This window comes from Oceanobacillus sp. M60, assembly GCF_053839645.1.
The window spans coordinates 495,163-520,671 of the sequence record NZ_JBSSNH010000003.1; the positions used below are offsets into that span (position 1 = coordinate 495,163).

The window sequence follows — 25,509 nt, forward strand, 5'->3', positions numbered from 1 at the left end:
TTATACATTTATTTGTATAAATATTCAATACGAAAAGATATTCTTTTTTTCGGTATAGTAACAGACTTTTACGTCGTGTAATAACATCCGGAAGAATCATTGTAAAAAACATTTGGTTATGATAATTTATAGTTAGTCAGTTGAATAACTAAAAGGACGGTGTGCGAATGGCAAAACCTAATGGTGTCAGCAAGCAGGAGTTAATTCAATATGCCAAGGAATGTCTGGTTGAGAAGGGGACGGAGAAGTTTACTTTGAGAGCGGTAGCAGATACAGCCGGAGTAACTCAAGGGACGATTTATTACCATTTTCGGACCAAGGAACAGCTGCTCTTGAGTATTGTCGAGGACATATGTGAAAAAAGCTGGGATGAAATTTCTAAAAGTAATACCTATGTGCTAAAGCAGGCGATTGCTTCGGCTAAAAGCCGCTGTTCCTATAATTCTTTTTTTCATCAGCTGTTTATTTTAATGACAGCAGCCAGTTTCAAAAATGAGAAGATCAGAAATCAGCTCTCAGAGATTATGCAGGCAGAAAATCAGGCATTATCCGAGAATCTATTAAAAATATGGCCGGCATCTCCGGTGCATGGTGTTTCTATGGAAGCATGGGGAATTATGTTTAATGCCATGGTGGATGGCTTGGCGATGCAGGCATTACTGCAAAAAGATTTTCCCGTTGAAAAAGTATATCAGGAATTTGAGCAGATTATAGAGGCTCTTACAAATTTAAGCGAGAAGGAGGCAGTGGAATGAAAACCTATTTGTTCACAGCAGCATGGGGTGTCATCGTTTGGGGCGCAGCTACCTTATTTTTCCGGATTTTTGGAGAAGCTGTTCTTTTTCCGCCTGGTACAGATGCATTTATGTATAGTTCCGGAGCACTTCTCGTTGGAACAGCCATTCTATTAACGCTGGTCATCTATCTTTATACCCTATTTGATAAAAAGGAGTATGCCGCGATACGATTTGGAATTGTAGGAACCATGATTGGTTTACTATTGGATAGCTTTGTTTTTTCAAATTATCAAATGATATTTCCTGACTTACACGAGACACAGGTAATTGCTTTTTCATTCTGGATGACTTTTGCCTATGCTTTGTATTTAGTAATACCCTTTTTATTCCAGCAGAAAGTCAGACAAAAACAAGTTGTAAGAGGAAAGTAGAAACTTTCATATCTTGCTTTTTAATTGGATTATTCTTTATTTCTTATCTTTCAAGTGTACAATGAAAGAAGAGGTGGTTGCTGTTGGATACAAAAATAACTGCAGAGCAGCGAAGGGCAATTATAGAGAATGATAAATCGTATGACGGGCAATTCTTTTATGCGGTGAAAACAACAAAAATCTTTTGCCGTCCTTCTTGTAAATCAAGAGTTCCCAACTTTGATAATGTTACCATTTTCAAAAAGGCAGAAGATGCTTTACAGGCTGGATATAGGCCATGTAAGAGATGTAAATCTGGAGGAAGCAGCCTTCCGGATGAAGAATGGGTAACACAGGCGGAAAATTATATCAGAGAAAATTATGCAACGTCTTTAACATTAAATGAGCTTGCAGAAGCGTGTCATGGCAGTCCTTATCATTTGCATCGCGTGTTTAAAAGGTGGACAGGAATAACTCCATTGGCTTATTTGCAGCAAATTCGGCTGGAAAAAGCAAAGGACTGCTTAATAGAAACGGATTTATCTGTGAAGGAGATAGCTCATCTTATCGGTATAACAAATCCAACTCGCTTCACAACACTTTTTAAAGAAAAGAATCAACAAACACCGCGTCAATTTAGAAAAGCGTACAGGGAGAAGGTGTCTGCAATGAAGCATAACCAAGAAGAAACAATTTATTATGGAAAATTAGAGCATAACGGCTGGTCGTTCTATCTTGCGGCAACTGATAATGGATTATGCTATGTCGGATCTCAAAATAAAGAAATAGATGAAATTGAAGCCTGGGCAGATAAAAAAAGAGCAGACTCAGAACTGGTACATGATGAGGGGAAAATTAATTGTTACAAAGAGCAGCTGATTTCCTATTTAGATGGTGAACGAAAAGAATTTGATTTGGCAATGGATTTAAAAGGGACTGCTTTTCAAGAATCTGTTTGGGAAGCGCTGCAGCACATCCCTTATGGAGAAACAGTTTCGTATATGAATATAGCGGAAAAAATAGAAAAACCGAAAGCGGTACGAGCTGTTGGTGCCGCAATCGGCGCCAATCCAGTAATGATTCTGGTTCCATGTCATCGTGTGATTGCAAAGGATGGCAAGCTGACAGGATTTCGCGGAGGTATTCCGATGAAAGAAAGTTTATTAGAGCTGGAGAGGAGATAAATTCTAAGAGCATCTATTAGAATTTCTAGAGATGGAAAAAGCATTAGAAGTCTGGCACAGCCACGCTTTCTAATGCTTTATTATTTCGCAGCTCCGGAGAGCATTCTTCTTTAGAGGAAATCCTGACAGGAAACTAAGAGGTCAATCTTTTTCCACTGTATTTCCTCATCAATAGAATTTCCTTCTTCCACGGAAGCAAAACCGCATTGTGGAGATAGTGCAATGTTATCGCCCACGACGGATTTGGCTTCCAAATATCTTTTCTTAATATCATCATGTGCTTCCAATGCCGGATTTTTGGTAGAGATAAGACCGACTACAAATGTAGCGCCGGTATTTTTAAGCACTTCCCAAGGTGCAAAGGAACCGGAACGGGCATCATCATATTCCACAAAGAAACCGTCATAAGGAATCGTGCTGATAACTTCTGCGACTGAATCATAAAATCCTGAAAAGAGCGGGTTTCCTTTAAAGTTTCCTTTGCAGAAATGCGTTGCAATTGTCATGTCTTCGGGTTTTTTCTCCAAAGCCTTGGCAGAAGCTCGTCTAAACCATTCTAAAACCTCTTCTTTTGTATAAGCCAGAGCGGATACTTTTTCATTGAATGTGTCATCAATCATATAGGTCCATGACGTATCATCAATCTGTAAGTAACGGCATCCATGATCGTATAAATCCTGAACGGCTTCCTGATAGGCTTTTCCAATATCCTCAATAACGAGGTCAATATCGGTGCCATAATATGGTGTATCCTTGATGCCGAGCTGAAGAAAATGATCAACCAGAATCATATTCGGTCCGGAGATAGATTTTTTTGCTTCTACGCCATCGTAATTTTTAGCGAGGCTATGTAAATAATCCCAGGCTTCTATTTCTGGATGATTCTTATTCTTGTTATAAGAAATTTTCCCTTCAATACATCCTAGCTCAATTTTGTTCGTGACGTCGTTGATTACCTTATCAAAATGCTTTGTAGTAAAGCCGTCAAATTCTTTCAGCCAGTCAAGGTGCCACCATCTGCGTCTGAACTCACCGTCTGTAACAAATTTGAGACCGTGTGCCACTTCCTTCTCCACCAAATCGGAAATGGCCTGATCTTCTGCTTCTCTTAATGCATTCAAATCAATTTCTCCATTAAAATATTTTGCACGGGCAATCTTGATTTCATCGGGTCTTAAAAAAGAACCTACAATATCGTATTTTATGTTTAACATCGCTGCAACTCCTCGTAAGTATGTATTTACTTATGCTTAATAGATTAATTATATACAGAATAATAAAAGTCTGTAAAATACTTAAAACATATTGGTAGATATAGTTTTAACATATAGCGGGTATCCTGCTTAATTATAATTTCTATCAGAAATGTTCCATTTAATTTTGAAAAGATGCAATAGCCTGTTATAACAGGGGGAATGAAGAAATTTATTCTTAGTTGAAATATTTTTATTGATTTTCGATAAATAGTTATCTATAATCAATGTTAATAATAAAATTTTAAATTGGAGATTGAGAAAATGAAAGCAATCAAACAGCTTATCCGATTTGGTTATGAACAGGCGCTGTCCTGTATCTTTCCAGTCATTATTTTTGCGTCCTTAGCGATAACAAAGTTTATCGATCTGCCTTTCCTGTCAAGATATGATTGGCTATTGGTTATCTGTCTCATCACACAGGTTTTTATGATAGCCTCCGGATTAGAAACGAAAAAAGAGCTTGTCGTCATTACCTTATTTCATATCATTGGATTGACTTTAGAAATTTTTAAAGTGAATATGGGCTCATGGCTCTATCCGGAAGAAGCGTTTACGAAGATTTTTGGAGTTCCGCTATACAGTGGTTTTATGTATGCAAGTGTCGCCAGCTATTTGTGTCAGGCATGGAGAAGATTAGATGTTCGGCTGGTAAAATGGCCATCTATCTTTTTAGCAGGACCGCTGGCAGCTGCAATTTATTTGAATTTCTTTACCCATCATTATTGGCTGGACATCAGATGGTGGCTGTCTGCATTAGTACTTATCGTATTTTTAAGAGCATGGGTGGATTATAAGGTCGGCAATAAACGCTATCGTATGCCCATCGTCCTTTCTTTTTTCCTGATTGGTTTCTTTATATGGATAGCCGAGAATATAGCAACCTTTTTCCAGGCATGGGAATATCCAAACCAGGCAGAAGTATGGAGCATGGTACATTTAGGAAAAGTAAGCTCCTGGCTGTTATTAGTCATTGTCAGCTTCTTGATTGTAGCAATGTTAAAACAATCACAGGCGAAGATAGAAGGGTTATTGGAAGGAAGTAATCAAGGAATTGCCAGAAGTAAAAGTTAATTAAGAGAAGTATTTTATATATATATAAACGAGGTGATTATGATGCAGAAAAGCTCAACGACATTTTTGAAAACAGTTATTTATTTAATGGGATTAATTATGATTGCCCTATCGGTTATTTTAATTCCGCAAATTATCATCGATATTTCGGATAGTTCTGCGATGGTTAAATGGGTCATATATCCAATTGTAATTGGTGTTTTTTTAACAACGATTCCATTTTATCTGGCACTTTACCAAGCCTTAAAACTACTGAGGCTGATTGACCAAAATCAGACCTTTTCAGAAGAGGCTGTTTTTACTCTGAAAAAGATTAAACAATGTGCCTTAACAATTACTGGGATTTATATTCTGACGATGCCGTTTATTTATTTGTTTGCCGAGAAGGATGATGCTCCAGGTGTAATTATAATTGGCATGGTGCCATTGTTTGTTTCATTTGTTGTTGCTGTATTTGCTTCCCTTTTACAGAAGCTGTTTAAAAATGCGTTAGAAATTAAAACAGAAAATGATTTGACCGTGTGAGGGGTGATGATATGGCAATAGTGATTCATATTGATGTGATGCTGGCAAAACGTAAAATGAGTGTAACGGAATTAACAGAGAAGGTTGGTATTACCATGGCAAATCTGTCTATCTTGAAAAATGGAAAAGCAAAAGCGATTCGGTTCTCTACATTGGAAAAGATTTGTGAGGCTTTGGAATGTCAGCCAGGGGATATTTTAGAGTATGTGCCGGATGAGGAAGAAGGAGTTTGAGAGGTTTTTTCTAAAGTTATACTAAAATGAATCATTGGATTCCCTTGATGAAGTTTATAAAAAAGTATAGGAATTGTCTAAAAGGTTAATTTTTAGTGCAGCCTTTAATAAGAAACTAACAGCCATAAACTCAGGATTATTGAGGTTCATGGCTGTTTATTAATGTGATATAAAAGTGTTTGATGTATTTGACTTCAAATAATGTAAAGAGGTAAGATACTGTAATATCCTATTTCAGATAGTGAACCAATAATTTGTTTTGAAAATTATAAATGAGATTAGGAAATGGTTAGGAGTACGTTTATGAGAATTGCAGAAGCATTAAAAATTGGAGAGTTATCAGAAGGAACACTAATTACAGGGCATGAGGGGTTAAATAATATAATTAATTCTGTTGAAGTAATGGAGGTTCCTGAAGTGCTGGATTGGGTTACACCCGGTATATTGATTATGACTACTTTCTATTCGATTAAGGATGACGAAGAAAAGCAAGTTGACATTGTCCGTACTTTAATTGAGAAAGGTGCGTCTGGGATTGTAGTCAAACTTGGAAGGTTTATTAATAAGCTTCCAGAAAAAATGATTGAATTGGCAAGCAGAAGAGATTTTCCGATTATATCTATTCCAAAGAATATTTCGTATATCAATATTTTGATGCCTCTATATGAAAAATTATATGAAGAGAAACAACTGCAAATTCAAACCCATCATCCATTTACTCAAATACAAGAATCAAATTTTATTTCCATGGAGCAGGCAATTGAAAGTATGGCAGAAGTCGTGAAAGCTTCTGTCTATGTGGAAGATCTGGAAGGAAAACTTTTGTATCGTTCTGCTTATTTTAAAACAGATGGATGGAGGAAAAAGAACGCTTTATTTTCTCCTCCACAAGCTGCTTCTTATTTAAAAGTCATTGAAGGATGGATAGCAGAATTCAATGATCAATCATTTATTATTTATAAAATGCAAGGATATAAAAATAGGATGCTGATTCCTTTGACGTCAAAGAATCAAATCTTTGGAATTATTCATGTGCTCTATGCAGATGAAAAATTAGCCGAAACAGATTCTGTCACTATGAAGAAAATGAGTAATAAATTGAGTGAACTATTTATAAGTGATCAGATTTATTATCAAAAAAATCGGCTATATGAAATAGAGTTAATGGAATCTTTTTTAAATGATTTAAAGGAGAATGAAGATAAGGGAATAACCATTGTACACTTTCAAGCGCCATGGATAAGACAGTCGAACCAGCCTGCGAATTTGTTGGTGGATTCCTCCTGTCTCATCAGGAAAGAATTGGACGTTCTAATAAAGAAATTCGAATTTGGTCAGACATTAATTTTTGAAAAACATAATTATTTTTATGCATTTCATTATGGGAAAAAGGTGAATTATTCAATGCTTGTTAAGGCATGGCAGCAGATTGTTGTACAATATAATGCAAGAAACAGTGCAGTACCGATTCGTATTTCAATAAGTTCTTGCATATCAGATCCTCAAAACTTCGATCAGTCGATGCATTCTGTTACAAAAATGATGGAAATAGGGGAAAAGGTAAAACCGGAAGAAAATGTTTATATCCAAGACCAATTAGGAATTTATGAGATATTGATTAATTTAACCTCGGAAGATGTTGTGCAAAAATATACCGACACAGTTCTGTCTCCCTTGCTTCGGGAAGAAAATGATGATTTACTGCATACGCTAATCGCTTATTTGGATAATAACGGAAATGTCTCTAAAACTTCTGAAAAATTATTTATTCACAGACGTACCTTAAATTACCGAATTAATAAAATTGAAGAGGAGTTAAATATGGATATCAGTAATCCGGAAGCAGGTTTTATATTGCGTTTTTGTTTGAAAATAAAAGAATTATCTTGAAAGATAAAACGATAAAAAATATTGTTATGAATAAAAGATTGTGGAAATGAAAGAAACCGGGGCAATACTCAGACTCTACTGATAGAATTTGAGTGTTGCTCCAGTTTTTTTTGGGAACCAGGGCATTTAATTGATTTCATAACAGCTATAATGAGTTTATTTTTAGTCATTTTTAGAAAGATAAAACGTATGCACTTTTTTTGCAGTTGAAAAAAGTGTGAAAATTTATTGTAAATATATTGCACATTTTTAACATTCTAAAATAATTTATAACTCTTTATAATAGCCGGAAAGGAGATGAAGTAATGTTAGGAATTATCAGAGTATTATCAACAGATAATGAAAATATTTTGATGGAGCATGGAACAAGAATGAAAGAGTTGTATCAAATTGCCTCAAAAACAAAATGTATCGGAGAGCAGCCGAATGGTATATATGATAATGAATCGGAAGCAGCAGCGATACCCAAAATTGTTTCTCTGGCAAAAGAGCTATCCCAAGAAAGGGATATTGATGCAATTACCATCAGCTGTGCGGCGGATCCGGCATTAGATGAAGCTCGTTTGGAAACAGATATTCCAATAATCGGTGCAGGAGTCTCAGGTGCACATGCTGCCAGTATGGTAGGGAGTAAGGTTGGAATTATTGGGATAACCCAAGAGGCTCCAATAAGAATGAAAGAAGAGCTCGGAAGTCGTTTCCACGCTTATACTTCTTCACCAAAACTAAGTAAAACAACAGATTTATTCAAAGAGAACGCAAAACAGGAACTATTGACACTTGTTCATGAGCAGATAGAATCGGGTGCTGATGTTATTTTATTCGCTTGTACAGGCTTTTCAACAATACGTTTAAAGAACTATTTACAGAAAAGGGTGAAAATTCCTGTGATTGATCTAGTCGAAGCGCAGGCGATAGCCTATCAGCTAATAGAAAGCAGGGAAAAAGATGAAGAATAAAACGTTTGATCCTACATTTATTATATTCTCTATTATTATCGCGTTTTTAGGTGCGATTATTGGGATGCAGTTAATTACGTCACTGGGGATTACTCCGAATACCTCTATTATTGGTGCTCTAATTGCAATGCTAATTGCGAGGATTCCGATGCAGATGTTTTATAAATATCGTACATTGGAAAACCAGAATTTGGTGCAAACAACGATATCTGCTGCAACCTTTGGCGCAGCAAACAGTTTATTGATTCCAATTGGATTACCTTATGCAATGGGAGTTCCTGAGTTGATAATACCTATGCTGATTGGTTCAGGAATTGCTCTTGCTATCGATGCTTTAATCTTATATAAAGTGTTTGACACAAAGTTATTTGGTTCAGATGAAGCTTGGCCATCAGGAATAGCAACTGCAGAAGCTATCAAAGCAGGAGATGAAGGTGGAAAGAAAGCCAAATATTTAAGTTTGGGCATTGTTGGCGGGGTAATTGGTTCTTACTTTGGCATCTCGATGTCAGCCTTTGGTGTAGCTTTTATCGGTAATATTTGGGCTCTTGCCATGTTTGGAATAGGTTTATTACTTATGGGATATTCTGATCCTTTATTTGGATTAGACTTAAATGCATATTATATTCCACATGGCATGATGATTGGTGCGGGAAGTGTAGCACTGTTACAGTTTATTTTCATCCTTGTCAAATCGAGAAAAGAACAGAGAAAAATAAATGAACAGATTCCAGAGCGTGAATATACACGTACAGAAAAGGATATCAAAACTGGTTTTGGACTTGGTTATCTATTTTATGCTCTAGGTGCAGTGGTAGTCGCAATTTTAGGTGGAATTATGACAGACATGCCAGTATGGCAGATTGTTATATTTGTTTTATTTGCTGCACTTGCTGCTATCATCAGTGAGATGATTGTCGGAATTGCCGCTATGCACTCTGGATGGTTTCCTGCATTTGCAGTAACGCTGATTTTCTTATTAATCGGAATGATGATTGGATTTCCACCGATTGCCCTTGCGTTACTAACAGGATATACCGCTTCGACTGGACCTGCTTTTGCAGACTTGGGATTTGATTTGAAAACAGGTGTTATTTTACGAAAAGGGGCCACTCTGGAGCAGGAATTGTTTGGAAGGAAGCAACAGCTTAAAAGTGCGTTTATCGGATTTGTTGTCGCATTTGTCGTTGTTTTTTTATTCGCAGAGAGTTTCTTTGAACAAGGACTCATTCCACCTGTTGATGCAGTTTATGCAGCAACAATTGAATCGGGTCTGACAGGAAATGTAGGCATGATGATATTAATATGGGCCATTCCTGGTGCAATTATCCAGCTTATTGGCGGTCCAAAACGTCAAATGGGAGTTTTATTTGCGACAGGTTTGCTGATTGTTAACCCACTTGCCGGCTGGGCTGTTATCGCCGGACTGATTATTCGAATAGCAGTTATCAAGCTTCGAGGCCAAGAGGCAGAAAATACAATGTATACGATGGCAGCCGGATTTATCGCCGGTGATGCGATTTATAGCTTCTTTTCATCTTTATGGAAAGCAAGATAATTAGGGGGATTGGACAATGGTTAGAAAAATGTTGACAAAAGAAGATGCAATCAGTGCTGTATATGGAGGATGTATTCTTGGCGGAGGTGGAGGCGGCTGGATCGCTGACGGCTTAGAAAAGACCGACCTTGCTTTTGCTTTGGGGAATCCGGAGCTGATTACAGTCGATGAATTGCAGGACAATGAATTTGTTCCTTGTGTTTCCTTAGTAGGAGCTCCTTCCGCTAAAGAAATGTATGTTGATTCCGATCAATTAGTTAATACAATTCATCGAATGAAAATGGAATTTGACAAGCCGATTGCAGCATTAATGACAAATGAAAATGGTGCTTCAACAACGATTAATGGCTGGCTGCAAGCTGCTGCTACTGGCTTGCCAGTAGTAGATGCCCCTTCCAATGGGAGAGCACATCCAACAGGTTCCATGGGGTCAATGAATCTTTCCGAAGTAGCGGATTATCAATCGATTCAAACCTTTGCTGGAGGGAAAGGTGATAAAGAAGCAGCTGGTTCCATCACAGGTACATTAGACCTTACTTCCAGTGCAGTCCGCTCCATCTCAGTGCAAGCAGGAGGCATGGTTGGTGTTTGCCGAAATCCAGTCGATACACAGTATATTAAGGAAAATGCAGCAGTTGGAGCAATAACACAGGCAATTGAACTAGGTAATGAATTTTTATCTGTACCTGAGGGTCCAGAACGGATTGAAAAAGCAGTGACGTACTTAAAAGGAAGAATTATTCATTCTGGTAAAGTGAATGAATTTCAATTAGATAAAACAGGTGGATTTGATGTTGGTTATGTTCGCATTGATGATTTAGAGCTTACTTTTTGGAACGAATATATGACCGCAGAAAAGAACGGAGAGCGTAAAGGAACATTTCCTGATCTAATTATGACTTTCGATGTCGAGACGGGGAAACCGCTTGTTAGTGCAGAAATTAAAGAAGGCATAAAAATAGCTGTTATGTCAGTACCAAAAGAGAACTTACTTTTAAGTTCTACCATGTACAATCAGAAGCTATTAAAAACGGTAGAGCCAATTATCAATAAATCAATTATTTAAAAGAATATACAAAACACGTTAAGGAGCTGAAGATAAAATGTCTTTAAAATATACAATGGAAGTTATGGAATTATTAGATAATCCAAGTATCAATGGTGAAAAAATTGTAAAACTGTTCGATGAAATGACTTATTGCGATGCCGGTTTTGAGACAGTAAATGGAGAAGCTGGTTCGACTGATTTCATTAAAATAGTGATTAAAGGAACAAATGGAAAAATAGACGGAGGGGAAGCGCCTTCTTTAGGTATTGTTGGAAGATTAGGCGGACTTGGTGCACGTCCAAATCGTATCGGGTTTGTCTCTGATGGGGATGGTGCGGCTGCAGCAGTTACAACAGCTTTGAAACTAGCAACGATGGCTGAAAAAGGAGATCGCCTGCCTGGAGATATTTATATCACCACACATATTTGTCCAAATGCACCAACTCAGCCACATAAGCCTGTAGACTTTATGGGATCACCGGTTGATATTTTGACGATGAATCAATATGAAGTATTCCCAGAGATGGATGCAGTATTATCTATCGATACGACAAAAGGAAATAAAGTATTTAATCACCGCGGAATAGCATTGTCACCAACTGTGAAGTCTGGATATGTTTTAAAATTCAACGATGACTTAATAAGAATTATGGAGATGACAACGGGAGAATTACCAGTCACTTTTGCGGTCACCACACAGGATATTACTCCATATGGAAATGATGTTTTCCATATTAACAGTATCCTCCAACCATCAGTTGCGACAGATGCACCAGTTATTGGTGTAGCAATAACTGCGCAGACAGCTGTTCCGGGAAGCGGTACAGGAGCAAGCCATGAAGTGGATGTTGCACAGGCTGTCCGTTTTTCAATTGAAGTAGCTAAAGAATTTACTCAGAAGCAAATCGAATTTTATGATGAAGCAGAGTATAATCGTTTGGAAGAACTTTATGGATCGATGAAACATCTGCAAACATTGGGGAAAGCCTAAGATGGGAAAAGGAAGCGTTGGCGTCTTAACTATCGGACAAGCTCCGCGTACAGATGTTACTCCTTCTATTCAGAGAATTCTTGGATCAGAAACAGAAATCATTGAAAAAGGAGCATTGGACCGGCTTGATGTGGATTCATTTCATACCGTTGCTCCGGATGCTTCGGACATAACGTATATATCCAGAGTCAGAAACGGAGGCTCTGTGAAAATGGGAAAATCAAAACTTCTTCCACTGCTCCAGGAAGAAAGAGATATGTTGGAAGAACAGACAGAAGTAATTATTATGCTTTGTACAGGAGATTTTCCAACTTTACAAGGGACCAAGCCAATTATTTATCCAGACGTTGAGTTAAACCAAGCTGTCCACAAGGTAATGCCGTCAGGAAATCTGGGGTTAATTATTCCTTTAGAAGAGCAAAGAGATTCGTTGATTGAAAAGTGGAATCATCCGGAAATAAAAAAGCTTGTGGAAGTAGCTTCTCCTTATGAAAAAAGTAATATAGAAGGAGCTGCAAGAGCTTTAAAAAACCGGGGAGCAGATTTGATTGTCCTTGATTGTATGGGTTACAATGAAGAGCATGAGAAGAGAGCAGTAAATGCAAGTGGACTAAAGGTATTTCTGCCAAGAAAAGTCGCTGCTTATGCAGCAAAAGCACACTTAAATAGATTATAATTTTTAAGGCATAGAAAGAAGGCAGTAAAATGAATTCTTTTCAGCAAACCGTTGCGAAATTAATGAAGAATAATGTATTTGCAGAGAAAGATACGAAAATTTTAGTGGTAACAGATCATAGTACAGAAGCTCTGGGAAAGAAATTTAATGAGGCTTTGGAGCAGGATGGCTGGAATACAAATTTACAAATAATGTCGGACCGCAGTAAATCGGGAGAAGAACCATCGGAAGCAATCTCTGAAGCGATGCTTTCATATGATCTTGTATTCTGCCTGACCAAGCATTCCCTTACTCATACAGCTGCAAGAAAAAATGCAAATGCCCATGGGGTAAGTGTGATTACGATGCCAGGAATTACGGAAGATATGATTCTTCAAGGAGCAATGAGTGCAGATTACAAGCGCGTAGAAAAAGAAACAAACGAAATGACCGCTAAGCTGACAAAAGCGAAAGCAGTAACCATTACAACTGGAAAAGAAAAAAATCTTAAACTCCGTATTCCGCTAGAAGGCAGAGATGGAATAGCAAGCACAGGAATATTCCGCGGTAAAACAGCATCAGGAAACCTTCCATCTGGGGAAGCATATATTGCTCCTGTAGAAGGACTGGCTGAAGGGAAAATAGAAATAAATGGGTCCATGGCAGGAATCGGATTGGTAGATGGGCCTGTTGTTTTGACAGTTGAAAAAGGACGGCTTGTTCAAGCAACCGGAGAACAGGGGGAATTGCTATTAACCCTTCTTGGAGAAGGAAATGGGCGTCTGGCAGCTGAGCTTGGAATTGGCACAAACCATGCTGCGAGAATCACTGGAAATATTTTAGAAGATGAAAAAGCTTATGAAACGGTCCATGTTGCTTTTGGCTCTAATCATACTTTTGGCGGAATGAATAAAGCAGATGTGCATATTGATTGTGTTACCAAAAAACCGCAATTAGATTGGGAATTTGAATAAAATATAAAACAGATATTCCATTTTATGGAATATCTGTTTTATATTTTTATGGGCATTGTGTTACAGCGTTAAAAAATACGAAGCGTTCCCAGAAAAAAGATTAAACAGCTGTATTTTTGCTCTTCAACAAATCAATCAGTCTATATAGATAATAAGCTCCTCTTAATTGCTGCTCGATTTGATAATCCATATAATCCAGTGCATCAATAACAATTTTTCTGGCATCTGTTAAACTATGATGCTGTATCTTATCCAGGATATCGCGTACGGTGTCCAATAAATAAACAGAGGATTGTACCGTTTTGATGATCAATATTCTCCTCATATCCTCCCTTGTATATAGTCGATAACCATTTTCCGGATTTCTTTCAGGAGTGATTAACCCTTCCTTTTCCCAATGTCTGAGGGTGGTTGCAGCAACATGTAATTCGTCTTCTACTTCTCCAATCGAATAATATTTCTTTTGCTGTTTTTTCATGAAATCCTGTATATTATCTGGACTTAAGATAGAAGCAGCATCCAATGCCTGCTGTTTTCTTTCAAATAACTCAGCCTGCACTTGGTTGACTTCCCATAATGCTTCAATATATTTATTTTCCTGCAGCAGAGGCATCACTCTGCGGACGGTCCCCATCCCAAAACCAGGGTACATAGCCCGGATACACTGAAAATAAGCTTCATGGACCTCAGTACACACGATATCCATTTGCTTTCCGAATCGCTTTTGGCACAATGCCCCATTCTTCATAGTGTCTTAATGCACTTGTTCCTACATCTAGTTTCTTAGCAATATCGATTGGCCGCAGTTCCATGATTACCTCCAAAGATTAGATTAAAACCTTATAGACCCATGACGGGTTTTGGTTAATTGAACGTTATTATAGCTTATCATTTTAACTCAAACTTTGCACTTGCACAAATGTTATATGATGGTAATAGATGTTAGAAAGGAGGGATATCAAGATGCAATTGGTTATTAAAACTATCGTTCATCATGTCACCATGAAAAAAACATTGCACTTGAAAACAGAAAACAGAAAGAAAACAAAAATCACGGAGGAGGAATATCAACATGCATAATGTAATGACCGTAAACGGAGCGCGGGAGAATAATCTAAAGAATCTTTCTGTGTCTATCCCTAAAAACAAACTGATTGTGGTTACAGGCCCTTCTGGGTCTGGGAAAAGCACGCTTGCTCTGGACATCTTATTCAATGAATGTCAGCGTCAATATTTAGAATCAATGGGGATGCAGGGAATCAACAAACCCAAAGTTGATTCTATCAGCGGGTTATCACCTGCAATCAGTATCAATCAGCATATCACCAATCGGAATCCACGTTCGACAGTGGGGACGATGACAGATATGTATACCAGCTTGAGAATGGTATTTGAAAAGCTTGGAGAAAGAACATGCCCAAGCTGTCAATATAGCATTAATCCAATGACTTATGAAGGAAACGTGGAAAAAGAAGCGGATAGCTTTACAGAATATATCTTATGTCCGAATTGTAATGTAAAAATGGAAAAGCTGACTCGGACGCACTTTTCTTATAATACAACCGAAGGAGCTTGTTCGAACTGTAAAGGATTGGGAGAAACAGTAGCTATTCATTTGCCATCAGTTTTTCATGAGGAGCTTTCTTTAGAGGATGGCGCTGTGGATATTTTTGCCGGGCGTTATGGCGAATATCAAATTGCTGTTTTAAAAGCAGCTTTTCAATATTATCAGCTTCCGGATGCCGATAACGTAGCTATCAGGGACTTTAATGAAGGGCAAAAGGCTATTCTTTACTATGGTGTAGAAAGTGATGAAGTGAAGCAGCTGTTTCCAAACGTAAAGCCTCCAAAAACAGTAGAAAAAGGAAAATTCCCCGGCGTATTAACCTCGATGTGGCGCCGATATGCAGAGCATGATGGTTCTTCAGCCGAAGCAGATGCTTATTTCTATTCGCAGACTTGTCCAGCTTGTCATGGAGAACGTTTAAATGAAGTGAGCAGATCAGTTACCGTTGAAGGCTGGACAATTCCACAGCTGGTTGTCCATTCTTTAGAGGAAATGGCAGCTTGGATAGATAAATTAGAAGCATCACTGGAGCAGACAAGTTATCAGCTTGTCGAAACATTTGTGGAGGATATAAAAACAAAGCTTTCCCGAATTATCAAAATAGGGCTGGGTTATCTGACACTGGATAGACAAGTGATTACGTTATCCGGCGGGGAGGCACAGCGTATTCGGTTATCTGCACTTTTAGATTCTGCACTTACCGGTGTATTATATATTATGGATGAGCCGACAGTTGGTTTGCACCCGAAGGACACAGCCGGCCTGATTAGTATCTTAAAGCATTTGCGTGATTTAGGGAATACCGTTCTGTTGATTGAGCATGATGTGGATGTCATGCGGGAGGCAGATTATATTATTGATATTGGACCGGGAGCTGGAAAGCTTGGAGGTACTGTGGTTGGTCAAGGAACACTGCAGGAATTGCTTCAGCAAGAAAAGTCAGTTACAGGGCAATATTTGCGTGCAGAGAAGCCTCGGAAAATGAATAATCGGACAAAGAAATACGAAGCCGGGATAACAATACATCACGCTGCTGCCAATAATCTTCAGGATGTGACCGTAACTTTTCCGACAGCCTGCTTAACCGCAGTAACTGGTGTTTCAGGCTCAGGAAAGTCATCGCTGTTATTTGAAGTGCTGGCAAAAGCGAATGATGCCATCCATGAAGACTTTGAAAAAATAACTGGTCTAGATGTCTTTGATCAGATGATTATTGTCGGCCAGTCTCCGCTCAGCAGAATGAAACGGTCCAATACGGCAACTTACATTGATTTATTTACACCTGTTCGAGCTATGTTTGCTAAGCTGCCGGAAGCAAAGGAAAAGAAGCTCACAGCAAAGCATTTCTCCTTCAATACAGCAGGAGGTCGCTGTGAAAATTGTCAGGGACTTGGCTATGTAACGACCAATATGCTCTTTTTCCCTGATTTAGAGGTCGTTTGTCCGGAATGTCTGGGGAGAAGGTTTAAACAAGAGATATTAGCAGTAAAATACCAGGGCTATTCTATCAATGATATTTTAGAAAGCTCTATCCATGAATCCCTTTCTATATTTGAAGGGGAGAAAAAGATACAAGCCATCTTAAAGCTCCTAACAGAAATCGGTTTAGGCTATTTGAAAATGGGACAATCCTTAACCACTTTATCTGGAGGAGAAGGGCAACGATTAAAGCTGGCCAAAGAATTAATGAAGCAAGGGAAAAAGACGTCACTATATTTATTAGATGAGCCGACCACTGGATTGCATCCGAATGATACGATTCAGCTGCTCAAGCTGTTAAATCGGCTGGTGGATGCAGGAAATACAGTGATTATGGTGGAGCACAACAGTCAGGTAATCGAAGCAGCAGACTGGGTGGTAGATTTAGGTCCTGAAGGCGGTGCAAAAGGAGGAAAGGTGATTGCAGAAGGAACACCAGAGATGATAAAGGAAAACAAAGCTTCATATACAGGACAGTATTTGCAGGTTTAATTTATCGCAGTGTGACTGGCGGGAAAACCCCCACTGAGGGAAGTTTCATTTTAAATATACTTTGCTTGAAAAGGACATCCTTAAAAAAGAAGGGTGGCCTTTTCAAATAATAAAGCTTCCAACTAAATGGAATGAATCCTTGCAGGGGGAAGCAACGTAAGTAGAAAGAAAGGGATATGAATTAGTGAATATAACTTTGCCAAATGACCATATATTCAATTAGCAGAGGAGGCAGAAGAAAATGCGTTATGAATTTCACGCAATAACAATGCTGATTGTTGCATTGGCGGCTGTTGCAGTAATATTTTTATTACGTAAATCTAACAGATTATCTATTCTAATCGGTCTGCTCAGCTGGATTGCTTTAAGTGCTTATTTTATCATCGAAGCAGTTGTTATCCGGGCAACTACAGCTCCTTATAGCTTTATGAATCAACCGATGAGTGACCTTGGAGTAACGGCTTGTGGAACGGATACGTATGTACTTGCAAGCTACGCTATCTGTTCACCCTACCATTGGCTGATGAACTGGACATTTTTCTTAACCGGGTTAGCTGTTTTGATGGGTGCTGTTTTGCTGTACCCGCTATGGCCCAAGGTTCGTTCTGCTAAAATAGCAAGTATTTTTATTGGAATTTTTGGAGTGAGTTATGGCATCTCTGGTATCATTCCTGCAGATATTCATTTTTATTGGCATACGTTCACAGCACTCCCGGGAATGATTGTGCAGATTCCTGCGATGATTTTAATCAGTATTGCGATTTATAAAAAAATGCCGCGTCTATTTTGGTGGACGATGATTTGTACGACAGTCACTTCAGCAGCTCTTTTCAGTCTTTTCTTACAGCCTGTATTGACCAGTCTGCCCGGCGGTTTGCTTCAGCGTATTCTCTATGCCTCGGTATATATCTGGCTGACAGGTACGGCTATTGGTCTCTGGAGCAGGGGATATGATATATGAAGCTGAATTGCAAAGACATGGATAAATGCATGAAATAACTCCTTTTCATAGAATTATCAATCTGTTTGCTGACTAAACTTAACAATTCAATAAATAAGATTGAACTGACAGCGGCTTAGTGCTTTGATTTGGATATTCTGATAATTATGAAATTGTTAAGGTGGAGAAGGAAAAAGACCTAAGCAGCCGACAATAAACAAATAGATAGAATTAACCGAAAAACTAGCGGCAACAGAAATCATAAAGTGCATTTTACTAGAAAAGCAGCACATCTTATAGTATTCTAGCGGAATAATTAACAGACTTTTCAATTAGATAGAGGGGATAAGAAATGGAGAACATTGTTTATTTTAATGAGATAACATGGCGCAGAAATGATCAGGAAATTTTACAGGATATTAATTGGCAAATTAAAGAGGGAGAGCATTGGGCGATTTTAGGTTTAAATGGATCAGGTAAAACCTCGCTCTTAAATATTATTACTGGTTATAATTATCCGACGTCTGGAAAAATGACCGTGCTGGATCGGCTTTTTGGAAGAACAGATTTATCTGAATTACGAAAATCAATCGGCTATGTAAGCAGTGCATTGGAGCGTTTTCAAGAGACGATCCAGCTGGAGCCGGTTGAAAATGTGATTATCAGCGGTAAATTTGCTTCCTTTGGGATTTATGAAGAGGTATCTGAAGCGGATTGGCAGCAGGCTGATCAGATTCTTTCAGACCTTCGATTAGACTACTTAAAAGGAAAAAAATATCAAGTGCTTTCGCAAGGGGAAAGAAGAAGAGTTCTTATTGGCCGGGCGTTAATGAGTCAACCGGAAATACTGATTTTAGATGAACCCTGCTCCGGTTTAGATATTTTATCGCGTGAAGAGGTACTGGAATTAATGAACGATATACAAGCGAATACGCACCTGCTTTATGTTACACATCATATCGAAGAAATTACAGAAGCCATTTCCCACGTGGCCTTAGTTCGTGACGGAAAATTAGTAGCGACTGGAGAAAAGCACGATGTTTTAACCGATGCTTTATTAAGTGAAACATTTAAAATCCCTGTTCAGGTACATTGGGATGGAGGCAGACCCTGGTTAACGATTGAAAAAAGAAGGTAGCGGCTTGCATGACTTTTCCCTGTTTGAAGATATTTCTAATTTACTGGAAAAGGTGTATGATAAAGAAGAAGAAATTAGAAATGGGGGAAAATATAGTGAAAAGCAGATTGTTTAGGCTGATGGCTGTAGCTGCGGCTATCGTATTATTGCTGGGAGCCTGCAGCAATAATGATGACGAAGAAGCTCAAAAGCCAATGCCAGAACCGGATGAACAGACAGAAGAAATCCCTGAATTAGAGGCAGAAGAAGCAGAAGAGGTATTACAAACCTACAATGAAGCATTCCAAAATGTGATTGAAAATGCAGCGGAAGACGGAGAAGTAACGGATTTTGATTCTCCGGAAGAGCTTCAGGAGGAATTCTCGACCATTATGTCCGAGGATTTAGCAGCAAAGATGGCAGATGCTTATTTTGAAGAGAATGAAGAGGGATCCATCTACATAGTTGCTTCCGAAGAACCTGTCTGGTTTGATGAAGAAGAAACATATGAATTAGAAAAAGCAGAAGATAATTTGTATGAAGTAGAGCAGGAACAGACGGATAATATGCTTAGCGTTACTTATTCTATTTTCTGGAATGAAGAGAAGTGGATCGTATCTGATGTGGAAACAGAAGATATTCCAGTTGAGGAAAATGACGGAGATACTTCAAATAGTGAGGCTGAAGCGGATTCGAATCAGACCGAACAGGAAAATAATACAGACAATGACACTGCAGACCAGGATACGGATGGAGCAGCTGCAGAAGAAACAAATGAATCAACAGATGAAGATACAGCTAATAATGAAGCAAATGCAACGGAAGAAGAAAATGATCAGGTAAGTCCTGACAGTGAGGAAAATAATTCTGGTCAGGGTGGTACAGATACCAGTGACAGTGATACATCAGACGATACCGATATGGACAACTCTGAGAGCAATCAGAATCCGGAATCAGAAGAGAATGAAGAAGAGAATACAGATGAGAATGCCTCATCGATTGATGCTGCAGCAGCTGAAAAATTAGTTAAAGAACACTTAAATATGGTCGACGATAGTTTAGAGGTTGTTACTAGTCACCAGGATGAAGAAGGAAACTATGTGGTACAGGTATATGAGCTTGTTGATCAGGATGACGGCTTAGCACATACCGCTACGTATGGATGGTATACGGTAGATCAGACTACCGGAGAAGTAAAAGAGACAGAATTCTAAATAAGAATAGATTAACAGCTGGTAGAATGTTCTAGGAAAACGTTTCGCCAGCTTTTTTCTTTTGAAGGAATAACATCTTACAAATAATTTAGGCTGTGTTTTAGCAAGAACAGCAGGTCTCATGTACAATGGAATAAAGGTATTTTTCATGAAGAAGCGCTTGTAAAACTGACGTCTTCCAAGAGAGTGTGAAAAAGTATTTATTTAGGCAGGAGATAACAGGCGCAGGCTCACGTTGAATGAAGTCTCACTTTATGATTATTTATAAATGTAATGGAGAACTTTAAACATATTGATGCAGTAAAATATGGATTTGTGAGGAGCGGAAATGGTGAAAAAAGTCGCTTTAATTATAAACCCGAACGCCGGAAAACAAAAGCTGGCACAACAATTAGATAAAATTCAATCTAGATTAACGGAAATATTTGAAGAGGTAACTATCTTGCAGACCAAAAAGGAAGGGGATGGAGAACGTTTTGTTGAAAAGCATGCGGAAGAAGTTGATTTACTGATTGCGGGTGGGGGAGATGGAACTGTTTTTGAAATTATGAATGCCCTCGTTCCATTGAAAAACAGGCCGGTTTTTGCTATTTTGCCAGGCGGAACATGCAATGATTTTTCCCGGACGCTTGGCATCAGCCAAAAGCCAATAGAAGCGTTAGAGCAAATTATCATGCAGAAACGAATGCAGGTCGATGTGGGTAAATATGGGGAAAATTACTTTTTAAATTTCTGGGGCATCGGTATTATTTCCAAGGTTGCTGAAGAAATGGATGAAGCAAATAAGCAGGTTTTCGGAAGGGTTTCTTATTATCTGAATACATCCAGGCTTGCTTTTCAAAATGAAGCTTTTGCATTGAAATTGCATAGTGAGGAATTCGATTATGATGAGAAAGCAGAATTGCTGGTTGTTGGAAATGGTTCCTTTCTCGGCGGGATTCAATCCTTCTTTCCGAATGCAGATGTACAGGACGGAAAATTCGATGTCCTGATTGTCAAAGAAGCAAAACTGAAGTATTTAAAGAAATGGCTGGAAGCTAAGATACAGGATGATTATCCGGAAAATGAAAAAGATGATGATATTATTTATTTTCGGACAAACCGTTTAGAAGTATCTACTTCCCCGGAACAAAATATTGATTGTGATGGTGAATTTTTAAATAAAACACCAGCAACGATTGAAGTGCTCCCGAAACATTTGGACATGATTTATGGGGAGATGGAATAAAAAGCTAAAGCTGAGGGATAAGGGGATGCCTTCTCTAAATATAGAGGGGCAGGACCTTGTCCATCAGCTTTTTCTATCTTAACGTTTCAGCTTTTCCATCAGTTTATCCGCTTCTTTTGCGGAGGGGGTATAGCTGTTATTTTTCCAATGATTCCAGATTTCGGATATGAATAAAGCGATGAGAGATAGCACGGAAACAAGCTCTTCGTTCGATAAAGGGATGAGTTTGTAGCCTAACAGCATGGCAGCTGTATTGATGAATACAATGATTAAAACAGCCAGCCGAATCCATTTATTATTTATTTTTGCCAGATTTTCACTCAAGAAAGCAGCCTCCTTTTTATAAGATATGGGCAGGGTAAAAGAATTATAACGGAATTTTTTTATTGGAATGCTATGATTTTTTTGAATTATAAGAATGTATTGTTACATAAGTATCAAAAATGTTACAATTGTATTAAACATTATAATCTATGTTGACGCTTTCATTTTTAGTGATAATATAAATTTAAGACGGTTGTAAATTAAATGAAAATTAGCCAAAATATTATATCATTAAGAAAACATTGGATTTTAATCTATAACCGTCTAAACAAGTAAAGGAGGAGTTTTATGCAAAGGTTATTTCATGGTAAGTCACTGAAGTATCTCGGAACAACCGTTATTTCGCTCGTCTTTTTTATGTTTGTTGGGCTAGGAGCTGTTGCTGCACATGGGTATATTGAGCAGCCAAAATCAAGAGGGTTATTGTGTAATGAACAGGTGAATACAAATTGCGGCGGTGTTCAATGGGAGCCACAAAGCTTAGAAGCACCAAAAGGATTTCCGGGAGTAAGTATTTCAGATGGGGAAATTGCTTCGGCGGGGGGGGTTTTTCCTGAATTAGATGAGCAGACTTCAGATCGATGGGAAAAAGTTGATTTGAATTCAGGAGTTAATACATTTACTTGGCATTTAACAGCGATGCATGCAACAACGAAATGGCATTATTATATAACTAAACCCGATTGGAATCCGAATGAACCATTAACCAGAGACCAATTTGAACTTATTCCATTTTATGAAGTGTATGATGGAGGGGCGAGACCTGGGGAGAAAGTAACGCATCAAGTAACGATTCCTGAGAGGACTGGTTACCATGTTATTTTAGGTGTTTGGGATGTGGATGATACGGCGAATGCTTTCTATAATGTTATAGACGTTGACTTTGACGGAGATGGGACAGAACAAGACCCGGAAGAATCGGAACCAGAAGTCCCTAATTATCCGGTATGGGAAGCTAATGCTGTTTATCTTGGAGGAGACAAAGTTATCTATAACGGAAAAGTTTTCCAAGCAAAATGGTGGACAAGTGGAGAAACGCCCGGAATTTCTGGTGTCTGGGAGGTTATTGAATGAAAAAAACAGCATTCTTTAAACATCTAAATAGTCTAATCAGATAAGCTATTGAAATATAAGAGAATGTTCAAAAGTCCCACTAAAAATGACATAGCGAATTTTTGCGTTGACGAGCTATTTCCAATACTCTCAAGCATACGCTCTGTTTGGAGATAGCTCGTCATCTTTAATTTTCGACGCACAAACGTTTCCGGTAAGGAGAGTAATCGCAGTCCCAGGACGTTACAGCCTTAGCCGACTTGGTCTTATTTATCTGGCTTTTTGAACACACATTATAAGTGTAATTATCAAATAAAAAATTCCCCTTGCATAAATTAAAAAACTTTAGTATGATATTTTATAATTTATTCAAGAGAAGCGAAGAAGAGGACATGAATTACTTGGAAGGCTCAAAGAGAGGAGAGCAGAAGGTGAGAGCTCTCTAACCAAGAAGCGTAATTTACCACCTCCGAGCTGCGTCAGGGTGACAACTGATGCCGTCATATGCAACGTTACTGCAAAATGAAGCTGCCAATCACTTGGCGGGAATCTGGGTGGAACCGCGGAGAAGTATATTCGTCCCTTTGTATAGAGGGAAGTGTATGCTTTTTTATTTGCCTAAAATGAAGAAGGAGTATGAAGAAAATGAAAAATGAAGTGAAAATTAGATTTCCGGATGGAAGAGAAGATGATGTAGAAAAAGGAGTTTTCTTAAAAGAAATCGCTGAACAAATATCAAAAGGCTTAGCGAAGAAAGCTGTTGCTGGAAAAGTGAATGGGAAGCTGGTAGATGTAAGTTATCCTATTTCCGAAGAGAGTGCAATTGAATTGTTAACACTGGATTCAGACGAAGGTCTGGAGGTTATGCGGCATACTGCAGCACATATTTTAGCACAGGCTGTTGAGCGGCTTTACGGAAAAGGAAACGTTCAGTTTGGTATTGGGCCGGTGATTGAACATGGGTTCTATTATGATATGAAATGTCAGGAATCCATTACACAGGCAGATTTGATGAAAATCGAAAAAGAGATGCAAAAGATTATTCAGGAAAATCTTTCAATTCATTCGTATGAACTCTCCTTGGAAGAAGCAAAAGCTTATTTCAAAAAACACCATCAGCCTTATAAGGTAGAGTTGTTAGAAAGTATCCCGGCTGATGAAGCAATCACAATCTATGAACAAGGAGATTTCTCTGATTTGTGCAGAGGTCCACATTTACCATCTACTGGGTATGTTAAAGCATTTCATCTTATAAAGCTGGCAGGAGCATATTGGCGGGGCGACAGTAATAACGAAATGCTGCAGCGTATTTATGGCATTGCCTTTGCGAAGAAAAAAGATGTAGAAGCACATTTGCATTTTATAGAGGAAGCAGAAAAAAGAGATCACCGTAAATTAGGAAAGCAGCTGGATCTGTTTATGTTTTCTGAAGAAGCGCCTGGCATGCCGTTCTATTTGCCGAATGGTCAAATTATTCGCCAGGAGCTTGAACAATTTTCCAGAGAAGCACAATTAAAAGCAGGCTATCAGGAAGTGCGTACACCACTTCTGATGAACCAGCAGCTTTGGGAAGAGTCAGGCCATTGGGATCACTATCAGGAGAATATGTATTTTTCGGAAGTCGATCATACCAATTTCGCATTAAAGCCGATGAATTGCCCGGGGCATATGTTAATCTATAAGCAAAAGCTGCGTTCTTATCGTGATTTGCCAATCAGGCTGTCGGAATTCGGTCAAGTCCATCGTCATGAATACAGCGGCGCTTTAAATGGACTGCTCCGGGTCCGCACTTTCTGTCAGGATGATGCCCATATTTTTGCAAGGGAAGATCAGGTAGAGGCAGAAATGGAAAGAGCCATTCGTTTAATTGATGAAATATATGGGGTGTTTGGCTTCAGCTATGCGGTTGAATTATCTACACGTCCAGAGAAATCTATGGGAGAGGATGCTGCTTGGGAGGCTTCAGAACAGGCGTTAGAAAATGTGTTAGAGCGTATGGAGCTGCCTTACCAAGTAAATGAAGGTGATGGCGCATTTTATGGCCCAAAAATTGATTTTCATATCAAAGACGCCTTAGGACGCAGCCATCAATGTGCGACATTACAGCTTGATTTTCAAATGCCGGAAAAATTTGATTTAACTTATGTCAATGCAGAAAATGAAAAGCTGCGCCCTGTTGTTATCCACCGGGCAATTTATGGATCCATCGACCGCTTTTTTGGTATTCTGCTTGAACACTTTGCAGGCGCTTTTCCAGTTTGGCTGGCTCCTGTTCAAGCCATTATTTTACCAGTTTCCTCTGCACATCATTCCTATGCAAATCAATTAATGGATACTTTCAAAGAAACAGGTATCCGTATTGAAGCAGATTATCGGGAAGAAAAGCTGGGATTAAAATTAAGAGAGGCACAGATGAAAAAAATACCGTATATTTTTGTTGTCGGTGATGAGGAAGAAGAGAACGAGGCGATAAACGTCCGGAAATATGGCGAAAAGCAAAGCCAGAGCTCACCTGCGAGCGATGTACGGAAACGACTCGAAAAAGAAATTGCGGAAAAGCACGTATCATTTTGAAGCATCAGGAATTTTAAACCAGATATCTTT

At 38.6% G+C, this 25,509-nt stretch carries 24 protein-coding genes and 2 pseudogenes; 22 read left to right on the forward strand and 4 right to left on the reverse strand.

Features of this window, described 5'->3' with window-relative positions:
- Positions 1–167: 167 nt before the first annotated feature.
- From ACW0TQ_RS10300 to ACW0TQ_RS10315, 4 genes and pseudogenes are all read left to right on the forward strand, one after another.
- A complete protein-coding gene (locus ACW0TQ_RS10300; RefSeq protein WP_341172837.1) occupies positions 168–755 on the forward strand; it encodes a TetR/AcrR family transcriptional regulator in 588 nt (195 codons plus the stop codon).
- Positions 752–1,168: a DUF5367 family protein gene (locus tag ACW0TQ_RS10305; RefSeq protein ID WP_341172838.1), complete on the forward strand. Its 417-nt coding sequence runs from the start codon at positions 752–754 to the stop codon at positions 1,166–1,168. The genes ACW0TQ_RS10300 and ACW0TQ_RS10305 overlap by 4 nt, the downstream gene beginning before the upstream one ends.
- 77 nt (positions 1,169–1,245) lie before the next feature.
- Positions 1,246–1,791: pseudogene (locus ACW0TQ_RS10310) on the forward strand (bifunctional transcriptional activator/DNA repair enzyme AdaA); the annotation flags it as partial.
- 60 nt (positions 1,792–1,851) lie between these two features.
- A pseudogene (locus tag ACW0TQ_RS10315) lies at positions 1,852–2,331 on the forward strand (methylated-DNA--[protein]-cysteine S-methyltransferase); the annotation flags it as partial.
- A gap of 110 nt (positions 2,332–2,441) precedes the next feature.
- Here the strand turns inward: ACW0TQ_RS10315 and ACW0TQ_RS10320 are convergent.
- Positions 2,442–3,545: a 5-methyltetrahydropteroyltriglutamate--homocysteine S-methyltransferase gene (locus ACW0TQ_RS10320; RefSeq protein WP_341172839.1), complete on the reverse strand. Its 1,104-nt coding sequence runs from the start codon at positions 3,543–3,545 to the stop codon at positions 2,442–2,444.
- Between the two features lie 303 nt (positions 3,546–3,848).
- On the opposite strand from ACW0TQ_RS10320, the gene ACW0TQ_RS10325 reads away from it, so the two are divergent.
- The 10 genes from ACW0TQ_RS10325 (at position 3,849) to ACW0TQ_RS10370 (ending at position 13,491) form a co-directional block, all read left to right on the forward strand.
- A complete protein-coding gene (locus tag ACW0TQ_RS10325; RefSeq protein WP_455725629.1) occupies positions 3,849–4,658 on the forward strand; it encodes a DUF817 domain-containing protein in 810 nt (269 codons plus the stop codon).
- A 39-nt stretch (positions 4,659–4,697) separates the two neighbouring features.
- On the forward strand, positions 4,698–5,183 hold the full coding sequence (locus tag ACW0TQ_RS10330; RefSeq protein ID WP_332094141.1) for a DUF2975 domain-containing protein: 486 nt from the start codon (positions 4,698–4,700) through the stop codon (positions 5,181–5,183).
- Between the two features lie 11 nt (positions 5,184–5,194).
- Entirely contained in the window at positions 5,195–5,416 is a 222-nt protein-coding gene (locus tag ACW0TQ_RS10335) for a helix-turn-helix domain-containing protein (protein ID WP_042533305.1), read from the forward strand.
- A 303-nt stretch (positions 5,417–5,719) separates the two neighbouring features.
- Complete coding sequence (locus ACW0TQ_RS10340) at positions 5,720–7,306, forward strand: PucR family transcriptional regulator (RefSeq protein ID WP_341172840.1); 1,587 nt, start codon at positions 5,720–5,722, stop codon at positions 7,304–7,306.
- 305 nt (positions 7,307–7,611) lie between these two features.
- Positions 7,612–8,265 carry an aspartate/glutamate racemase family protein gene (locus ACW0TQ_RS10345; protein ID WP_042533309.1) on the forward strand — a complete coding sequence of 218 codons (654 nt, stop codon included), beginning with the start codon at positions 7,612–7,614 and terminating at the stop codon, positions 8,263–8,265.
- Entirely contained in the window at positions 8,255–9,823 is a 1,569-nt protein-coding gene (locus ACW0TQ_RS10350; protein ID WP_256706022.1) for an OPT/YSL family transporter, read from the forward strand. The genes ACW0TQ_RS10345 and ACW0TQ_RS10350 overlap by 11 nt, the downstream gene beginning before the upstream one ends.
- Positions 9,824–9,839: 16 nt before the next feature.
- Positions 9,840–10,889 (forward strand): S-methyl thiohydantoin desulfurase family protein, encoded by a 1,050-nt coding sequence (locus ACW0TQ_RS10355; RefSeq protein WP_042533313.1) that lies wholly within the window; start codon positions 9,840–9,842, stop codon positions 10,887–10,889.
- Positions 10,890–10,926: 37 nt separating this feature from the next.
- Positions 10,927–11,862 carry a DUF1177 domain-containing protein gene (locus ACW0TQ_RS10360; protein WP_289585331.1) on the forward strand — a complete coding sequence of 312 codons (936 nt, stop codon included), beginning with the start codon at positions 10,927–10,929 and terminating at the stop codon, positions 11,860–11,862.
- Between the two features lies 1 nt (position 11,863).
- Positions 11,864–12,538, forward strand: coding sequence for an AroM family protein (locus ACW0TQ_RS10365; protein ID WP_256706024.1), 675 nt, complete (start codon positions 11,864–11,866; stop codon positions 12,536–12,538).
- Positions 12,539–12,567: 29 nt separating this feature from the next.
- Complete coding sequence (locus tag ACW0TQ_RS10370) at positions 12,568–13,491, forward strand: aminopeptidase (RefSeq protein WP_256706025.1); 924 nt, start codon at positions 12,568–12,570, stop codon at positions 13,489–13,491.
- A gap of 100 nt (positions 13,492–13,591) precedes the next feature.
- Here ACW0TQ_RS10370 and ACW0TQ_RS10375 read toward each other — a convergent pair whose 3' ends face one another.
- Together ACW0TQ_RS10375 and ACW0TQ_RS10380 are read right to left on the reverse strand one after the other, a co-directional pair.
- A complete protein-coding gene (locus ACW0TQ_RS10375; RefSeq protein WP_455725630.1) occupies positions 13,592–14,197 on the reverse strand; it encodes a MerR family transcriptional regulator in 606 nt (201 codons plus the stop codon).
- The gene (locus ACW0TQ_RS10380) at positions 14,178–14,303 is read right to left on the reverse strand and encodes a MerR family DNA-binding transcriptional regulator (protein WP_455725631.1); all 126 of its coding nucleotides are present in this window, start codon (positions 14,301–14,303) and stop codon (positions 14,178–14,180) included. Before ACW0TQ_RS10380 ends, ACW0TQ_RS10375 begins: the two co-directional genes overlap by 20 nt.
- 260 nt (positions 14,304–14,563) lie before the next feature.
- Between ACW0TQ_RS10380 and uvrA the strand changes: the two genes are divergently transcribed.
- The 5 genes from uvrA to ACW0TQ_RS10405 all read left to right on the forward strand — a co-directional run bounded on the left by uvrA (position 14,564) and on the right by ACW0TQ_RS10405 (position 21,528).
- On the forward strand, positions 14,564–17,029 hold the full coding sequence (gene uvrA / locus ACW0TQ_RS10385; protein WP_455725632.1) for an excinuclease ABC subunit UvrA: 2,466 nt from the start codon (positions 14,564–14,566) through the stop codon (positions 17,027–17,029).
- A 241-nt stretch (positions 17,030–17,270) separates the two neighbouring features.
- On the forward strand, positions 17,271–17,990 hold the full coding sequence (locus ACW0TQ_RS10390; RefSeq protein ID WP_042533324.1) for a DUF998 domain-containing protein: 720 nt from the start codon (positions 17,271–17,273) through the stop codon (positions 17,988–17,990).
- A 331-nt stretch (positions 17,991–18,321) separates the two neighbouring features.
- Complete coding sequence (locus ACW0TQ_RS10395; protein WP_042533326.1) at positions 18,322–19,107, forward strand: ABC transporter ATP-binding protein; 786 nt, start codon at positions 18,322–18,324, stop codon at positions 19,105–19,107.
- 95 nt (positions 19,108–19,202) lie between these two features.
- On the forward strand, positions 19,203–20,300 hold the full coding sequence (locus ACW0TQ_RS10400; RefSeq protein ID WP_455725633.1) for a hypothetical protein: 1,098 nt from the start codon (positions 19,203–19,205) through the stop codon (positions 20,298–20,300).
- Positions 20,301–20,628: 328 nt separating this feature from the next.
- Positions 20,629–21,528: a diacylglycerol/lipid kinase family protein gene (locus ACW0TQ_RS10405; protein ID WP_289585441.1), complete on the forward strand. Its 900-nt coding sequence runs from the start codon at positions 20,629–20,631 to the stop codon at positions 21,526–21,528.
- A gap of 78 nt (positions 21,529–21,606) precedes the next feature.
- Here ACW0TQ_RS10405 and ACW0TQ_RS10410 read toward each other — a convergent pair whose 3' ends face one another.
- Entirely contained in the window at positions 21,607–21,852 is a 246-nt protein-coding gene (locus ACW0TQ_RS10410; protein ID WP_042533332.1) for a phage holin, read from the reverse strand.
- 288 nt (positions 21,853–22,140) lie between these two features.
- Between ACW0TQ_RS10410 and ACW0TQ_RS10415 the strand changes: the two genes are divergently transcribed.
- The 3 genes from ACW0TQ_RS10415 (at position 22,141) to thrS (ending at position 25,479) form a co-directional block, all read left to right on the forward strand.
- Positions 22,141–22,926, forward strand: coding sequence for a lytic polysaccharide monooxygenase (locus ACW0TQ_RS10415; protein WP_042533334.1), 786 nt, complete (start codon positions 22,141–22,143; stop codon positions 22,924–22,926).
- Between the two features lie 473 nt (positions 22,927–23,399).
- Positions 23,400–23,561: a hypothetical protein gene (locus ACW0TQ_RS10420; RefSeq protein ID WP_341172844.1), complete on the forward strand. Its 162-nt coding sequence runs from the start codon at positions 23,400–23,402 to the stop codon at positions 23,559–23,561.
- Positions 23,551–25,479, forward strand: coding sequence for a threonine--tRNA ligase (gene thrS / locus ACW0TQ_RS10425; protein WP_341172845.1), 1,929 nt, complete (start codon positions 23,551–23,553; stop codon positions 25,477–25,479). Before ACW0TQ_RS10420 ends, thrS begins: the two co-directional genes overlap by 11 nt.
- Positions 25,480–25,509 lie beyond the last annotated feature (30 nt).

What these genes read in the sequence shown, in the direction of transcription:
- ACW0TQ_RS10300 (WP_341172837.1), top strand. Translation starts at nt 168, where the DNA reads ATGGCAAAACCTAATGGTGTCAGCAAGCAGGAGTTAATTCAATATGCC.
- ACW0TQ_RS10305 (WP_341172838.1), top strand. Translation starts at nt 752, where the DNA reads ATGAAAACCTATTTGTTCACAGCAGCATGGGGTGTCATCGTTTGGGGC.
- ACW0TQ_RS10320 (WP_341172839.1), bottom strand. Translation starts at nt 3,545, where the DNA reads ATGTTAAACATAAAATACGATATTGTAGGTTCTTTTTTAAGACCCGAT.
- ACW0TQ_RS10325 (WP_455725629.1), top strand. Translation starts at nt 3,849, where the DNA reads ATGAAAGCAATCAAACAGCTTATCCGATTTGGTTATGAACAGGCGCTG.
- ACW0TQ_RS10330 (WP_332094141.1), top strand. Translation starts at nt 4,698, where the DNA reads ATGATGCAGAAAAGCTCAACGACATTTTTGAAAACAGTTATTTATTTA.
- ACW0TQ_RS10335 (WP_042533305.1), top strand. Translation starts at nt 5,195, where the DNA reads ATGGCAATAGTGATTCATATTGATGTGATGCTGGCAAAACGTAAAATG.
- ACW0TQ_RS10340 (WP_341172840.1), top strand. Translation starts at nt 5,720, where the DNA reads ATGAGAATTGCAGAAGCATTAAAAATTGGAGAGTTATCAGAAGGAACA.
- ACW0TQ_RS10345 (WP_042533309.1), top strand. Translation starts at nt 7,612, where the DNA reads ATGTTAGGAATTATCAGAGTATTATCAACAGATAATGAAAATATTTTG.
- ACW0TQ_RS10350 (WP_256706022.1), top strand. Translation starts at nt 8,255, where the DNA reads ATGAAGAATAAAACGTTTGATCCTACATTTATTATATTCTCTATTATT.
- ACW0TQ_RS10355 (WP_042533313.1), top strand. Translation starts at nt 9,840, where the DNA reads ATGGTTAGAAAAATGTTGACAAAAGAAGATGCAATCAGTGCTGTATAT.
- ACW0TQ_RS10360 (WP_289585331.1), top strand. Translation starts at nt 10,927, where the DNA reads ATGTCTTTAAAATATACAATGGAAGTTATGGAATTATTAGATAATCCA.
- ACW0TQ_RS10365 (WP_256706024.1), top strand. Translation starts at nt 11,864, where the DNA reads ATGGGAAAAGGAAGCGTTGGCGTCTTAACTATCGGACAAGCTCCGCGT.
- ACW0TQ_RS10370 (WP_256706025.1), top strand. Translation starts at nt 12,568, where the DNA reads ATGAATTCTTTTCAGCAAACCGTTGCGAAATTAATGAAGAATAATGTA.
- ACW0TQ_RS10375 (WP_455725630.1), bottom strand. Translation starts at nt 14,197, where the DNA reads ATGGATATCGTGTGTACTGAGGTCCATGAAGCTTATTTTCAGTGTATC.
- ACW0TQ_RS10380 (WP_455725631.1), bottom strand. Translation starts at nt 14,303, where the DNA reads ATGGAACTGCGGCCAATCGATATTGCTAAGAAACTAGATGTAGGAACA.
- uvrA (WP_455725632.1), top strand. Translation starts at nt 14,564, where the DNA reads ATGCATAATGTAATGACCGTAAACGGAGCGCGGGAGAATAATCTAAAG.
- ACW0TQ_RS10390 (WP_042533324.1), top strand. Translation starts at nt 17,271, where the DNA reads ATGCGTTATGAATTTCACGCAATAACAATGCTGATTGTTGCATTGGCG.
- ACW0TQ_RS10395 (WP_042533326.1), top strand. Translation starts at nt 18,322, where the DNA reads ATGGAGAACATTGTTTATTTTAATGAGATAACATGGCGCAGAAATGAT.
- ACW0TQ_RS10405 (WP_289585441.1), top strand. Translation starts at nt 20,629, where the DNA reads ATGGTGAAAAAAGTCGCTTTAATTATAAACCCGAACGCCGGAAAACAA.
- ACW0TQ_RS10415 (WP_042533334.1), top strand. Translation starts at nt 22,141, where the DNA reads ATGCAAAGGTTATTTCATGGTAAGTCACTGAAGTATCTCGGAACAACC.
- ACW0TQ_RS10420 (WP_341172844.1), top strand. Translation starts at nt 23,400, where the DNA reads ATGCCGTCATATGCAACGTTACTGCAAAATGAAGCTGCCAATCACTTG.
- thrS (WP_341172845.1), top strand. Translation starts at nt 23,551, where the DNA reads ATGAAAAATGAAGTGAAAATTAGATTTCCGGATGGAAGAGAAGATGAT.